We start from the raw sequence: 15,175 nt of genomic DNA on the forward strand, positions 1-15,175 counted from the left end.
GTCAGGAGTAGGCTTTCCGGATGGTGATTCCGTCATAATAATGTTTCAGGATTTCGTCGTAACGGTAACCTTTGGCTCCCATGACCGCCGCCCCGATCTGGCATAAGCCCACGCCGTGCCCCCATCCGGCACCGTGGAGGACGAACCGGCCGGGTATGCCGTCGTGCAAATCCTCCTTGTCGACCACGAATGCCGAACTGAACAAATGGGTGTGGCTTAATACACGGCGTATTTCCAACTCTTTTCCGATGACGAGTGTCTCCTGTGTACCGACGATTCTCAACCGGCTGATATGTCCGCCTCGTCCGCGTTCCACGGGGATGAGGTCGAGGATGCTGCCAAAATCCGTTTTCAGGTTCTCCTCGATGAGCCCGGACAATTCGTCTTGCGTGTATTCCACGCGCCAACGGTAGAAGTCCGTGGTTTCCCGGTCGTAGTCGTTCAGCACTTGGCGGAGTATTTCTTCGTCTTCCGTGTGGCAGAACGAAGGCGGGTTGCTTCGTATCCACTTTTCCGCCTCTTCTTCCCGGGTGAGGTCCGGAAGTGCCGGACGGATGCCCGACAGGTTCTCAGGCGCAATATCTCTGATGCTGGTCAGGTAAGATAGATGCTTGTCTTCCCAACAGTATTCGAACTCTTCGGTCGCTCCGCCGCAGCATTTCGAGAAACGTGCGTCGCAGATGTCATCCCCCGACGTGAGGATTTGTCCGCGTGTGGCTTTGACGGCTTCCACCACGGCCTCGTTGCTGGCCCGCGTGATGCCCTGATAGCGTTGGCAATGGTCGTCGGCACATACGTCGAATATCGTATGGTCTTCGCGGTCGTACCAACGGATCAGCTCTCCGTCGCTTTTGCTGAACGAGAAGAATCCACGGTCGTGGTTACTCAGTTGTTTGCGCTTTTCTATCTGGGCATAGAGCCAGCTCCGGCTGATGACGGCCGATGCTTTCAGGAACTCAGGAGAGGCGGAGGCGTTCATTTCGCTGGAAATGACACTGATGAGGTAGTCTTCCACCGGCAACACGTTGATGGCCACGATTTTTTCTTCTTCCACCACTAATTTCAACGTGCCGCTGAAGATTTGCGTTTCTTGCCGTTCCCAATGGAATTTGATACCGATTGTCACGTCGTAAAGCGAGAAAGAAGCTTTGTTTTCCTGTGGGGTAAAAGTCAGTTCCCGGTATAGGTTTCCATTCCACAGGATGCCTCCTTCGCTGCATTCCACCGTTTGCTCGCCCCTTACGAGGCTGCCTTTGGCCGAGTAGGTGGCGTTGAGAGAGAAACGAATGCGTTGCCGGCTCATGATGCCTACGCTGACCTCGGGTTCCGTGCCTTCATGAAGCCGTTCAGGAGCCGTGCGTGGCTCCGTGTTTTCCGTGCCGTCTTTCTTCAGATGACGGGTGAACTGCCCGATGACCGGCTGCAGCTCTTCCTCGCTCAGCGTCACTTCACGCAGAATGTCCGTAGCCAGTCCGGCCGTGAGGGTTCGGAAATCTTTTTCTCGCGGTGTGATGAGCAGCCCGCCCATATCCAAGGCTCCGGGGCTGACGAGCAGTTGATGCTCGCCGGTCTGTCCGTAGCAAGCCGGTCTGTGTTTCTTGCGTGGGAAAATCAAGATGACGATTTCGTCTTCGCGTCCGGCGTTCCAGGATTGCCGCCAGCAAAGGATATTCATACGCGGTTCGCTTTCCCCGTCGCAGAGCGGAAGGGCATAGTAGAGTTTTTCAAAAAGCAGGCAGGGATGTTCCGACGGACGGGTGCGGATGACAAATACCGGACAGATATAACTTTTGAGGATGTAAAGTCCGCAGTTGGCGTTCTGCATCATGATTTCCTCGATGCTTTCTTCTTCGGCCGGTTGCAGAGGATAGAGTTTTTCCATCCCCATTTCGTAACTTTTCCAGTCCCGTTCGATGGGCAGCACACCCCGTTTCCCGGCCTGGAAGTGCATGTGGTCGGGGGCTGAAGCGCCGCATACGGGGCCGTTGTAGAAAAAGACGGCTTCCGGTATGTTCCAGGCCATGTTGCGCAAGGTCTTGAAGTGAGGCAGGATGCTTTGCGGAGTATGTCTCCGTGCCGGAATGGTAAAGTGTTCCGGTAAGATGGGATAAGGGTTCACCAACAGTTGATAATGTCCTTCTATGGGTAGGGCATGTTGTGCCTCCGGCCGGTTCAGGTCGCAAAGGAAGCACGGGCGTGCGGCCAAGGCTTCGGCGGAGATGCTGGCTCCGGTCGAGGTCATGCGTGCCGGATTGAACTGGGCGGTCAGCGTATGGTCGCCGATGACCAGTTCCTTGGTTTCCGCTTTTTGAAGGTCTTCGTAACGTTGTCGGGCTTCGTCCCAGTCCTCTAATTGCTTGCGGAAGAAAGCCTGCATGTCTTCGGGGGTCAGCGGGTGTGCCCACAGTCGGTTCAACCGGCGGCGGGCTTCTATCTCGATAGTACGTAGCCGGTCCTTATAAAGATTGTGGGCATTGACTTTTTCTATGCTCAGTGCCGCGTCGGAATTGCCTTCCCAACGCCGGCACAAGTAAAGTTCTTCATAAATGCGCCCGATGCGATAGTAGCGTGAAAAGCATAAGCCGAGCGCATAATCTTCCCCGTAACTGGTGTTCGGGATTTGCAGCTTCCTCAGAATCGGAGTGAAGAAAGCGCGCGGGGCACCCAGTCCGTTGATGCGCAAGGCATTGTTGCGTCCGTTTTCGGGTGTCCATTCCTTGTGGTCTATCAGGCCCGGCGGCAGAGTTTGCAGGGAGAAGTCCGTCATGCGGTAGGCTCCGATGACCATGGCTGCCTTTTCATGATAAAAAGTTTGTATGATGCGCTGCAAAGTCTGTGGTGAACTGTACAGGTCGTCCGAATCCAACTGGACGACGAAGCGTCCGCAACGCGGGTGGTGTACGGCCAAGTTCCAACAGCCCCCGATGCCCAAGTCGCCGCGTTCGGGGATAAGGTGGACGACGCGAGGGTCACGGGCGGCATAACGCGCGATGGCTTCCGTCGTTCCGTCTGTGGAATGATTGTCTGCCACGATAAGGTTGAAATCGAAATCTGTTTCTTGGGACAGCACGCTGCGGATGGCATCTTCGATAGTACGGACCCGGTTGCGTACCGGAATGACGACGGTGGCCTCACAGGGAAAATCTTCGGTACGGAAGTCTACCTCGTCGAATTCATCGGGAGCCAGATAAGCCCCGATTTGCTTCAGGTGCTCCGTGCAGGCTTTTTCCATTTCGATTTGCACGGTGCGGTTTTTCGGGTCTACGTAGTCGAAGTTTTTCTCTCCGCTTTTCCGGGCGTCGGTTTCCGTTTTCGTATAAAGGAGTTCGTTTAAATGGAACAACTCGCCGTGACGGCTCAGATACAGACGTAAGTCATACCATCCTGCAAAATGATAGTCGGGCAAATTCTCTTGTCCGGCGTATGCTTTCAGGGCTTCGGTACGTATCAGGACCAACGGGCCGAAGTCGAAATCGTCGCGCAGGCTGCCCTTTTGGTAGTCTATGAGCGGATGGGGTTGCCGTGTCCCGTCCTGTATGGCGTAGTGGTCGGCATAAAGCAAGTCGGCACGGGTGTCGTCGGCCACACGCAACAGTCGGTCGAGGGCATGGAATCCCAGTTCCAGCGGCAAGGCTTTGTGGTAGAACAAGCAGTATTCGGCCTCGCAGAGGCGAGCCATGTCCAGGATAGTCTGTGTGCTGAAAATCCCGTCGGTAGGTAACGGCAGGCAGGTCTCCGGCAGGATGGCCCCGACGCCTGCGGGGCATAGCCCGTAGATACGGCCTGTCCATCCGCTGTCGCGGAGTTCCTGTACCAGTCCGGCGGTTTGATTTTCCGTTCCGCAAGGGAGGAAACAGTCTATTCGTGGAGAATGTGATGACGATTTCATGTGGTAATTTATGTATTATAGCGTGCAAATATACTAATAGAAGTCCAATATAGTGGAAAGTTTTCTCTTTTTTCCGTAACTTTGCCTGTAAAATAAAGGAGAAGAGATAACCGTGGAGGATAAGATAGCATTATTGGGCATGACGTTGTCGGAGTTGAAGTCCGTGGCGGGGGAAATCGGTATGCCGTCTTTTGCCGCCCGTCAGATGGCGGAATGGCTATATGGGAAGAAGGTGGCTTCCATTGACGAAATGACCAATATTTCGGCGAAGAACCGATGTTTGTTGAACGAACGTTATACCGTGGGCTGCTTGGGTCCGGTGGATTGCCAACGCTCGGCAGACGGGACCGTGAAGTATCTGTACCGTACGGCGGCGGGCGGATACGTGGAGACGGTGTATATCCCCGATGGCGACCGGGCTACGCTTTGCGTGTCTTCCCAGGTGGGGTGCAGGATGAACTGCCGTTTTTGCATGACCGGAAAACAAGGCTTTTCCGGACAGCTGACGGCTGCTGATATCCTGAACCAACTGTATTCGCTGCCGGAGCGCGACACCCTGACCAATGTGGTGTTCATGGGGCAGGGAGAACCGTTGGACAATCTGGATAATGTGTTGCGCGCCACGGAGATTCTGACAGCCGATTATGGCTATGCCTGGAGTCCTAAGCGCATTACGGTGTCTACCGTCGGACTGCGCAAGGGGCTGAAACGTTTTTTGGACGAGAGTGAATGTCATCTGGCAGTCAGCCTGCATAACCCGTTTGCCGACCAACGTGCCCGGTTGATGCCGGCCGAGAACAGTTACGGCCTGCAGGAAATCGTGGCGTTGCTCCGGGAGTACGACTTTACGCACCAACGTCGCCTTTCTTTTGAATATACGATGTTTGAAGGGGTGAACGACACCTTGGCGCATGCCAAGGAGCTCTTGCGCTTGCTTGGAGGGGTGGAATGCCGGATGAACTTGATTCGTTTCCATCCCGTTCCCGGCGTGGACTTGAAGGGGACGTCGGAGGAAGGCATGTTGCGTTTTCGGGATTACCTGACCGGGCACGGGCTTTTTTCTACCATCCGGGCGTCGCGCGGACAGGATATTTTTGCCGCTTGCGGATTGTTGAGCACGGCGAAACAACAAGGTGTGGAACTTAAAAAGACAGAATAAGGCTATGAAAAGGATTTTAGGAAATCGATGGATGTCGTGGTGCGGAATATGGGTTGCCGTGATACTGTTGGCTGCCTGTGACCATTTGACTAAGCCTACGTCCAGTGGGCGCCCGTACGAAGTGTTGGTTGTTGTTGGTGATTCCCTGTGGCAGCGTCCTGCGGGACGTGCGTTGTTTGATGTGTTGGATACGGATATTCCCGGCCTTCCGCAGCCCGAACGTTCGTTCCGTATTTCTCAGACCGACCCTTCGCGTTTTAATCAGGTGTTGAATATTTTTCGGAACATCATAAAGGTGGATATAGCTCCCGACCAATATACACAGACCAAAATGAAATTCACACGCGACGTGTATGCCCAACCGCAGGTCCTGTTGACGATTCAAAGTCCGAATGAAAAGGACTTTGCCGCTTTTGTGAAAAAGAACTCCCAGGCCATCATCGACTTTCTGGTGAAAATGGAAATGAACCGGCAAATCAATGAATTGGAGAAAAAACATTCGGAAGTCGTGTCTTTCTTGGCCGATTCCATCTTCGGTTGCCAATTCTGGGCACCGGCGGAAATCAAGAGCTACAAGAAAGGGAAAGACTTCTTCTGGACTTCTTCCAACACGGCTTCCGGGTTAGTGAACATCTGTATGTATTCCTATCCTTATGAAGGGCCTTGGACGTTCAACAAGGCATACGTGTTGGCCAAACGCGATTCCGTGATGAAAGTCAATATCCCCGGTGTGGAACCCCGTATGTATATGGCTACCGACACGGTTTGTACTTCGGTGAAACCCATTACGGTGAAAGGAGGGTATGCCATGGAGGCACGCGGACTGTGGAAAATGGAGCATGATGCCATGGGCGGCCCGTTTGTCAGCCATTCCCGGGTGGACACGTTGAACAACCGCGTGGTGGTGGCGGAAGGCTTTGTTTATGCGCCGGAGAAAATGAAGAGAGGGCTGATTCGTCGGTTGGAGGCTGCGTTGTACACCCTTTGCTTGCCGGGCGAGCAAGCCCGTGAATTGAAAGCCAACATACCCGAAGTCAGCGTGGTGGCAGGAAAAGAACAAGAATAAATCAGAAACAAAAGATATGAAGAATGGTAAGATATTGGTGGGGATAACCCACGGTGACATAAACGGTGTGGGATACGAGGTTATCCTGAAGCTTTTCAGCGAACCGATGATGTTGGAGTTATGTATACCTATTATATATGGTTCGCCCAAAGTGGCCACTTATCACCGCAAGGCGATGGAGCTGACGACAAACTTCGTCACGATACAAAAAGCGGACGAGGCCGTGGAGGGCAAGTTGAATTTGGTGGACTGTCTGGAAGAAGAGGTGAAAATCGATTTCGGACAGCCCTCTGCCGAGAGCGGCAAAGCGGCTTTGGCGGCTTTGGAAAGGGCTATGGTGGATTATCGCGAGAGACTGTTCGATGTATTGGTGACGGCACCCATCAACAAGGCAACGATACAGGGAGATGGTTTCCACTTTCCCGGACATACGGAATATATACAGGAGCGCGTCGGCGAAGGCCGGGAGGCACTGATGATTTTGATGAATGACGTGCTTCGCGTGGCTTTGGTGACTACACATTTGCCGATTCGCGACGTGGCGCAGGCGATAACCAAGGAAGCCGTTATGCAAAAAATCCGTATCTTCCATGAGGCGTTGCGCAAGGATTTTAATGTATCGAACCCGCGTATCGCCGTATTGGCACTGAACCCCCATGCCGGCGACGGCGGCCTGTTGGGCACGGAAGAAAAGGATATTATCCGTCCGGCTCTCCTGGAGATGGAGAAGGATGGCGTTTTCTGTTTCGGCCCTTATGCGGCCGACGGCTTTTTCGGAAACCGTACGTACGAGCATTTCGACGGCGTGTTGGCCATGTATCACGACCAGGGATTGGCACCGTTCAAGGCACTGTCCATGGCGGACGGGGTGAATTATACGGCAGGACTGCCCATCGTCCGTACTTCTCCAGACCATGGTACGGCCTACGATATCGCCGGACAGGGAAAGGCCGACGAGTCATCCTTCCGCCAGGCGGTCTATGCGGCATTGGATGTGTACCGCAACCGTGCCCGTTACGAAGAAGCGTATGCCCATCCTTTGCGCAAGCAGTATCACGAGCGTCGTGACGACAGCGACAAACTCAAACTGAACGCTCCGGAAGAATAACATGAAGCCTCTTTACCGTAACGTGTTTCTGGCCATCGGCGTGGTGGCCATCATTATTATGCTCTGCACTTCGGACTTGTCCTATTCGGAATTATGGGACAACGTCCGTCGGGCGGGATACTGGTTTCCGGCCGTCATCCTCTTATGGGTCTTCCTTTATCTGGCCAACGCCTGGGCTTGGTCGGTCATCATCCACGACGGGGCGGCACCGAAAATTCCTTTCCTGAAGATTTATAAGTACACGGTCAGCGGTTATGCGCTGAACTATGTCACTCCGGTGGGACTGCTCGGCGGCGAGCCTTACCGTATCATGGAGCTGACGCCCTACGTGGGGGCGGCCAAGGCAACATCCAGTGTGATTTTGTATGCCATGATGCACATCTTTTCCCATTTCTGTTTTTGGACTTTCTCCATTCTCCTTTATTTGTGGCTCTATGGACGGGAAATGTCGGCGGGGATGGCGGTATTCATGACCGTTTGTTCCGCCTTCTGCGCTGCGGGCATTTACTTCTTCCAGAAGGGATATAAAAACGGGTTAGCCATGAAAGCCTTGCGCTTGTTGGCCCATATACCCGGGTTGAAGTCCCGTCTGCGGCGGTTCATCGGCACGCGGGAAGAGTCCATACGGAAGGTGGACAGCCAGATAGCCGCCTTGCATGCACAGCGTAAGTCCACGTTCTACCTGTCGTTGTTCATAGAGTTCGCCGTGCGGGTGGCCGGTTGTCTTGAAATCCAGTTCATCTTGCTGATACTGACCGATCATGTTTCTTTTTGGGATTGCGTGCTGATACAGGCTTTCACGTCGCTTTTTGCCAATTTGTTTTTCTTTATTCCGATGGGTATGGGAGCGCGTGAAGGCGGTTTTGCCTTAGCCGTGGGCGGACTTTCCCTGGCCGGTGCCTACGGTGTTTACACCGGTTTGATTGTCCGTCTGCGCGAACTGGTGTGGACAGCCGTCGGTTTGCTGTTGATCAAACTGGGCAATAAGCCTGCTTAGTTTTTCTTAAATTAATGCGGTTAAAGTTGTGTCCCACGGGATTTTTTATGTAATTTTGTCGACAATCGCATTTTGGGAGAAGATATGAATACATCCGACGTTCAGGCACAGAAAAGAAGATATGGTATCGTGGGCAACTCGGAAGGGTTGAACCATGCAGTGGACATTGCTTTGCAGGTGGCCAAGACGGACTTATCCGTATTGATTACCGGGGAGAGCGGCGTGGGAAAGGAAATCATTCCCCGTATTATCCACGACAACAGCCTGAGGAAGACGAAGAAATACTTTGCCGTGAATTGCGGTTCCATTCCAGAAGGGACGATAGATTCCGAACTGTTCGGTCATGAGAAAGGGGCTTTTACCGGGGCGATAGGAGAGCGTGAAGGCTATTTCGGGGCGGCCAACGGAGGTACGCTGTTTCTTGACGAGGTTGGAGAGCTGCCTTTGGCCACGCAGGCGCGTTTGTTGCGTGTGTTGGAGACGGGAGAATACATCCGGGTCGGTTCGAGCGACGTGCGTAAGACCGACGTGCGCATCGTGGCGGCTACCAATGTCAACATGGCGCAGGCCATCCGCGACGGCCGTTTCCGCGAAGACCTGTTCTACCGCCTGAACACGATTCCCGTCAAGATGCCGGCTCTTCGCGAACGGGGGGACGATGTGGTGCTGCTTTTCAAGAAGTTTGCGATGGACACGGCGGAAAAGTATAATATGCCGGATCCTGTGGAGCTGACGGAAGCCGCCCAGGAAAGGCTGAAAAGATATTCATGGCCGGGGAACGTCCGCCAACTGAAGAACGTGACGGAACAGATTTCCATCCTCTCCCCGGAGCGGATTATCACTCCTGAAATCTTGTCCGGGTATATCCCCGAAGATCCGGTGACGCATGACATCGTACCGTTGAACAAACGGAATGAAGGCCACAGTTTTGAAAACGAACGCGAACTGTTGTACAAGATACTTTTCGATTTGCGCAACGACGTGACGGAACTGAAAAAGTTGGTGCACGGGCAGCGGGTGGAGCGTGAGCACTCTTCCGCCCCTCAGGTTGTCGAGCGTCCTATTACTTATTATCAGCCGGATGTCACTTATCCGGTGGCTCATGCGGCCAAAGGGGCGGATGAGTTTCAGACTCCGGAAGAATATGTGGAAGAGACCGTGTCTTTGAACGACGTGGAACGTCAGGTGATAGTGAGGGCTTTGGAGAAGAACCGGGGCAAGCGTCGCAAGGCCGCCCAGGAACTGAACATCTCCGAAAGGACGCTTTATCGTAAAATAAAGGAATATGGTTTGGATAAAGAGGATATTTAAAAGTAAGGTGGTCGGGCTGTTGTCTTGTGTCTTTTTGTTGGCGGCTTGTTCTATTTCCTATAAATTCAACGGGGCATCCATCGACTATACGAAAACCAAGACGATACAGATTTCACCTTTCCCCATCCGCTCTGCATACGTATGGGCGCCCATGCAGTCTATTTTCAGCAACCAGTTGACCGACGTCTTTGCCCGCCAGACCAAGTTGAGGCAGGTGAACCGTAACGGGGATTTGCAGCTTTCGGGCGAGATTGTGGAATACAGCCAGTTCAACAAGGCCGTGTCTGCCGACGGGTTTTCGTCGCAGGTGCAGTTGAAGATGACAGTGAATGTCCGTTTTGTGAATAATGCCAACCATGATGAAGACTTCGAACAGAAGTTCAGTGCCACCTCCCAGTATGACTCTTCGCAACAGTTGACCGCTGTACAAGAGGAACTGGTGACCCAGATGGTGAAGGATATTGTGGACCAGATATTTAATGCAACCGTAGCGAATTGGTAAGGATATGGATTTGAACTTGTCGGATTATATCAAGCATCCGGAGAAACTGGATAAGGAGACGTTGCCCCGCCTGGAGAAGTTGGTCAGCGACTATCCTTATTTCCAACCGGCCCGTCTGCTCTATTTGCGTAATCTGTACCTCTTGCACGATGCGGCTTTCGACCGGGAGCTTCGTCGCGCCGCCTTTTTCCTGCCCGACCGTAAAGCCCTGTTCCGTTTGATAGAAGGCGTAAACTATCGGTTCGAACCCGTCAAGAAGTATCAGACGAAAGCAGAGAAGGCGGGAGAGGTGGAAGAGGACCGCACTTATTCGCTCATAGACAATTTTCTGGCCAACTTGCCGGAGGAGAAGCCCCACCGCCCGAAGCCGGTGGATGCTTCCACAGACTATATGGCATACCTGATGCAGAGTGAAGACGCTCCCGACACGATTACGGCAGTGCCCCGCATGCAGCATCAGGAACTGATAGACGAATTTATCGGGCAAGGGGATAAACGCATCGTACTGAAGCAGGATGCCGACAGCGAGTTGCAGACTCCTGCTCTTCCTGCCGAGGGCGAAAACGAGGAGGATGAGGACTATTTTACCGAAACATTGGCTAAAATTTATATAAAACAAGGCCGATATACCAAAGCGATGGAAATTATAAGGCGGTTAAGTTTGAAATATCCAAAAAAAAACCGTTACTTTGCAGACCAGATTCGTTTCTTGGAGAAATTGATAATAAATAATAAAAATAAAAAATCGTAAACATGTACACAGTATTGGTTGTTCTCATCGTCATTCTTGCCATTCTGATGTGTCTGGTTGTACTCATCCAGGAGTCCAAAGGTGGAGGTCTCGCTTCTAGCTTCTCCGCTTCCAATCAGATTATGGGTGTGCGCAAGACGACGGATGTGATTGAAAAACTGACTTGGGGATTGGCGGCTGCCATGGTCGTATTGAGCGTGGTTTCGGTATTCTTTATTCCCAAAGTGGCTACGGAAGAGTCTGCCATGATGAAGGCGGCCACCGAGCAAAAGGCCGTAAATTCCAACAATTTGCCGGGATTCGGTGCTAGCCAACCGCAGCAACAGGCTGCTCCGGCCGGGCAAGCTCCGGCACAGCAGGCACCCGCGCAGTAAGCGGAACTGCCGGTCTTGGGTGACAGAAGGGCGAAACCCTTCTCCGGGAATTATTATTAGACAAAAGGACATAAGGTGCAACTTGTCAAATCCCGTTTGTGGAAGTCGGCATTCACCTTGTGTCCTTTTGTTCTTTTGTCTGAAAGCTCCTACCCCTACCCAGAAGTTTCACAAAACCATTCTTCAGTTTATAATATATTGTATTATAGTGTCTTATGACAGATTCTGAAGGATGAAGGATGGTTTTATAAAACCCTTTGGAGGGAAGTGAAGAGTACTTATATCCATGATTTTTTAAAAAAATGTCGAGAAAATTTGTTTGTTTTGTTTATAAATTCTATATTTGTCACGTAATATTATCCAAATGCGATGATGAAAAACGGACTTGTACATAGAAATCAGAGAGGTGCTACGGTGTGGAGGCCGTTGCTGATAGTACTGTGCAAGGGCGAAAAATACCGTTTTTTGACGATTTTATATGAGAAAACATGCGTTTTGAACTGCTTTTTTAACTATTTGTATTTGGTTGTTCCGAATATTTGTGTAAACACACACACACACACACACACACACACACACACACACACACACACATGTAAATCATGTAATATCTTTTTGTATTTTGTCGATAAACCCCGCTATGTTTGGCCATGTCGGGCATTTGGTATATTGTCCGCTTTCAGATGAAAGCGGGCCTTTACGTATATTCTATAAACTGAAAACCATGATGAAGAGCAAACGACTTGTTTTATGTTTGCTGGGGCTGTGCAGTTGGTTCGTCGCTGTTCAAGCACAGACCGTAGCGTTAAAAACGGATGTGGTGAACTGGGCTACAGCTTCGTTGAATTTGGAACCCGAAGTGAAAGTGGGGCGCAAGTCCACCATGGCTTTGGGGCTTTCGTGGAATCCCTGGACGTTTTCCGACAACAAGAAATGGCGTCACCTACGGGTGCAGCCGGAGTACCGTTATTGGATATGCCGTCCGTTCGGTGGGCACTTCTTAGGGCTTCACGCTTCTTACACGCGGTTTAATGCCGGAGGGGTGAACCTGCCTTTCGGCCTGTTGCCCAAGTTGGAAGATGAGCGCATGCAGGGTAATGAGTGGGCTGTGGGTCTGGGTTACGGCTACCATTGGATCCTGAGCCGCCATTGGAGTTTGGAGGCCGAGTTGGGGTTGGGCTATTCTTTCGCAGACTTCAGTGCCTATGAGTGCCGCAAGTGTGGCGACAAGTTGGAAGAGCGTACTACCCACCGCTTCGTGCCCACCAAGTTGTCCGTGTCTTTTATTTATGTGTTCAAGTAAATCAGACCGAAAAGATGAAGATAATCAATGATATACAAGCGTGGATGGGAGCAGCGGCCTTGTGCCTGTCTTCCTGTCCGTTGTCGGCCCAACAGGTGGTGCCGACGGGCGAACCTGTGTTGTCGTGGCAGGACAGTACGCAACTCAAAGTGGCCTTTTCCGTGGCTGCCGGCGATGTGGAAATTACCTCCGACGACCGTCTCATCCTTACGCCGCGCCTTACCACGAAGGCGGGCGACACGTTGGCGCTGCCTCCTGTGGAACTGGCCGGGCGGCGCAACCGCCGTTACTTCGACCGCCGTGCGGCTTTGCACGGTGAAGAACGTGCCGTCGTGGCAGCTGCCGCCGATACCCTATATTATAATAAGGTGGTAGAGGCGGAGCCGTGGATGCGTGCGTCGGAGCTTTCGCTTACGGTGGATTGCGAGTTCGAGGACTGCTGTGACGTGCGGCCGTTGGCTGCGCTCGATTTGGGTGCTACGTGTTGGTTCACGTCGAAACCCAAGGCTGTCGTGCCAGTGCTGAGCGTGGCTGAACAGATTGCCGTGCGCGAACCCGTGCTGAAGCCCGTCAGCGAATACAAGCCCTATACGCGCGACATCCCTTTGCGCAAAATGAAAGATGCGCTTTACGTGCATTTCCCCGTGGGAAAGTGGGACTTGCGCGAAGACTTCCGCGACAACGAGGCCACGTTGGCGCGTATCGTGGACATGATGCGGCGCGTGAAGGACGACAAGACCTCATCCATCGTGAAGGTGGTGATTGTGGGCTTGGCATCCATTGAAGGCTCCGTGGCTTTCAACGAGCATCTGGCCGGGCGGCGTGCCGAAGTCCTGAAAGACTACCTTGATGCCCGGGTGGACATGCCCGACAGTGTGTATGAGGTGGTGGGTGCAGGGGAGGCATGGGCCGACTTGCGCGATGTCATCGCCGAGAGCGACCTGGACGAGCGGCAGGAGCTGTTGCAAATCATCGACCACACGCCGGATGCCAACCTGCGCGAGCAGCGTATCCGCAGGCTCAATGGCGGGCGGCCTTACCAATACCTGAAGCAGTCGGTCTTTGCCGACCAACGTAATTCGGGGTATATCCGTGCTTACTATGAGGCTGTGCCGGACGAGGCAGCCGAAGCTATCAACCGGGCCGTGGCTTTGGTGCGCGGGGGGCGCGATGCCGAGGCGGTTGCCCTGCTCGAACCGTTGGACGACGAACGCAAGTGGAACACGTTGGGTGTGGCCTACTTCAAGACGGGGCAGCGTAAGGAGGCCATCGTATGCTTCGAGCGTGCCGTGAAGGCGGGCGACAGCGAGGCTGCGGGCAACCTGAAGGGCGTACAGGCCGTGGAATGACGGAATTTATGAGATTTTCTAATTATAGAGTTTATTAATTGTTTTATTCATTTAAAATTTAACTTTTATGAAAATGAAAAATGGAATGTACTTGTTTGCCACGGCAATCGTGGCCAGTACGATGGGATTGGCTTCCTGCTCGAGTGACGAGGAGGTCGCCGGAGGAACGGACCTCGGTTCGTTGATTAACGGGAAGAAGAACGATGTGACTTTGGCTCTTTCTGTGAAAGGGGCTGTGGACAAGCGTTTGAGCCAGGATGAGGCTAACATGGGTGCTACCATCCAAACCATCAGCAACATTTATGTGGTGCCGATGATTACCACCGCTACGCCTCAAGCTTCTTCCGCTTATCTTAATCCGATTAAGATGCCGAATTTCACCAATGACCTTTCTCGCGTGGAGGAAACTGCGAAGTTGAACGAGAACATCAACGAGTTCAAGGTGTACGGTAATATCAGCGCATTGGATGAAAGCAAAATTTTTGATGGAGTGACTTCCACATTGACACAGACCACTGCGCCTTATGATGCCGAGAAGGTGACAAGTACGTTGTACAAACCGCATGGATTGTATTATTACGGTCATGCCGGCATTACGGGGAATCAGATTTATGGGGGAGAAACTTTGGATGCCGCAAGTACTGCCATTACTGTGGGAACGTCTATTAAGGGTTATAAAGCCATCAAGTTGTCCAATGTAAATTATGCCGTTGGCATGTTGGCGGCCGGTATTATCAATGGAGATGCTTCTACAACTTGTTTCTATGATAACCCAGAGTTGTCAGGTGAGGGTAAGACGGCAGATGTAGCCGGTATAAAAGTACACAGCATCATTATCGGTGGACAGTCCCAGAAATTGGATACCGATTTTGAACGGGTTGGTACTGATTTGGTATCCATCTATGAGACAGCTACCGGAGTCAACACTGACGGGTTTGTAGACCAAGCCGTTTCTTTTGGCCTGTCTGACGGAAAGGTGGCAGGGGCATCTTTCTATTCCGTAGTAGCCGCTACGAAGGATAACGAAGATGTATCTATGAATATCGTATTCGAGATGCCTGAAAATACATATATCAAGAATGATAAGGGAGAAACTTTAGGTGGAACTACAATCACTTACCTCTTCTTGCCGTTGGTATTGACGGATGACAAGGCAGACGCTGAAGGAAAGGATGTCTTCATGAAAGACTACACTACATTGCTGAATGCCACTGTAACCGACTGGGGACGTGTGTCCGGTTCGGAAGTCATTTCAACGGATGTCAATATCGGTGTGGAAATCAATGTGGCTTGGCAGAAAGGTGTGACCTACGAGGAGGAAATCTAAACCGTAGGCCGTTTCCCTGTTTTCTAAAAAGGAAGGGAA

At 52.1% G+C, this 15,175-nt stretch carries 12 protein-coding genes; 11 read left to right on the plus strand and 1 reads right to left on the minus strand.

Annotated elements, in window-relative coordinates:
* Position 1: 1 nt before the first annotated feature.
* Complete coding sequence (locus E0E47_RS16575) at positions 2 to 3,889, minus strand: DUF4922 domain-containing protein (RefSeq protein ID WP_130894223.1); 3,888 nt, start codon at positions 3,887 to 3,889, stop codon at positions 2 to 4.
* Between the two features lie 112 nt (positions 3,890 to 4,001).
* Between E0E47_RS16575 and rlmN the strand changes: the two genes are divergently transcribed.
* The 11 genes from rlmN (at position 4,002) to E0E47_RS16635 (ending at position 15,136) form a co-directional block, all read left to right on the plus strand.
* The gene (gene rlmN / locus E0E47_RS16580; RefSeq protein ID WP_008627097.1) at positions 4,002 to 5,048 is read left to right on the plus strand and encodes a dual-specificity RNA methyltransferase RlmN; all 1,047 of its coding nucleotides are present in this window, start codon (positions 4,002 to 4,004) and stop codon (positions 5,046 to 5,048) included.
* 4 nt (positions 5,049 to 5,052) lie between these two features.
* The gene (locus E0E47_RS16585; protein WP_172604731.1) at positions 5,053 to 6,114 is read left to right on the plus strand and encodes a DUF4837 family protein; all 1,062 of its coding nucleotides are present in this window, start codon (positions 5,053 to 5,055) and stop codon (positions 6,112 to 6,114) included.
* Between the two features lie 16 nt (positions 6,115 to 6,130).
* Complete coding sequence (gene pdxA, locus E0E47_RS16590; RefSeq protein ID WP_008627105.1) at positions 6,131 to 7,222, plus strand: 4-hydroxythreonine-4-phosphate dehydrogenase PdxA; 1,092 nt, start codon at positions 6,131 to 6,133, stop codon at positions 7,220 to 7,222.
* Between the two features lies 1 nt (position 7,223).
* The gene (locus E0E47_RS16595) at positions 7,224 to 8,219 is read left to right on the plus strand and encodes a lysylphosphatidylglycerol synthase transmembrane domain-containing protein (protein WP_008627106.1); all 996 of its coding nucleotides are present in this window, start codon (positions 7,224 to 7,226) and stop codon (positions 8,217 to 8,219) included.
* An 84-nt stretch (positions 8,220 to 8,303) separates the two neighbouring features.
* Positions 8,304 to 9,530 (plus strand): sigma-54 interaction domain-containing protein, encoded by a 1,227-nt coding sequence (locus E0E47_RS16600; protein ID WP_008627107.1) that lies wholly within the window; start codon positions 8,304 to 8,306, stop codon positions 9,528 to 9,530.
* The gene (locus tag E0E47_RS16605; protein WP_008627108.1) at positions 9,505 to 10,032 is read left to right on the plus strand and encodes an LptE family protein; all 528 of its coding nucleotides are present in this window, start codon (positions 9,505 to 9,507) and stop codon (positions 10,030 to 10,032) included. Before E0E47_RS16600 ends, E0E47_RS16605 begins: the two co-directional genes overlap by 26 nt.
* A 4-nt stretch (positions 10,033 to 10,036) precedes the next feature.
* Entirely contained in the window at positions 10,037 to 10,783 is a 747-nt protein-coding gene (locus E0E47_RS16610) for a hypothetical protein (RefSeq protein WP_008627109.1), read from the plus strand.
* A 2-nt stretch (positions 10,784 to 10,785) separates the two neighbouring features.
* Positions 10,786 to 11,157: a preprotein translocase subunit SecG gene (gene secG, locus E0E47_RS16615; RefSeq protein WP_008627111.1), complete on the plus strand. Its 372-nt coding sequence runs from the start codon at positions 10,786 to 10,788 to the stop codon at positions 11,155 to 11,157.
* A gap of 724 nt (positions 11,158 to 11,881) precedes the next feature.
* Positions 11,882 to 12,460 (plus strand): DUF3575 domain-containing protein, encoded by a 579-nt coding sequence (locus E0E47_RS16625; RefSeq protein ID WP_130894226.1) that lies wholly within the window; start codon positions 11,882 to 11,884, stop codon positions 12,458 to 12,460.
* A gap of 14 nt (positions 12,461 to 12,474) precedes the next feature.
* Positions 12,475 to 13,809 carry a tetratricopeptide repeat protein gene (locus E0E47_RS16630; RefSeq protein ID WP_130894227.1) on the plus strand — a complete coding sequence of 445 codons (1,335 nt, stop codon included), beginning with the start codon at positions 12,475 to 12,477 and terminating at the stop codon, positions 13,807 to 13,809.
* A gap of 67 nt (positions 13,810 to 13,876) precedes the next feature.
* The gene (locus E0E47_RS16635) at positions 13,877 to 15,136 is read left to right on the plus strand and encodes a hypothetical protein (RefSeq protein ID WP_130894228.1); all 1,260 of its coding nucleotides are present in this window, start codon (positions 13,877 to 13,879) and stop codon (positions 15,134 to 15,136) included.
* The last annotated feature ends 39 nt before the right edge of the window (positions 15,137 to 15,175 follow it).

The organism is Paraprevotella xylaniphila YIT 11841 (assembly GCF_900683745.1).
GTDB lineage: Bacteria > Bacteroidota > Bacteroidia > Bacteroidales > Bacteroidaceae > Paraprevotella > Paraprevotella xylaniphila.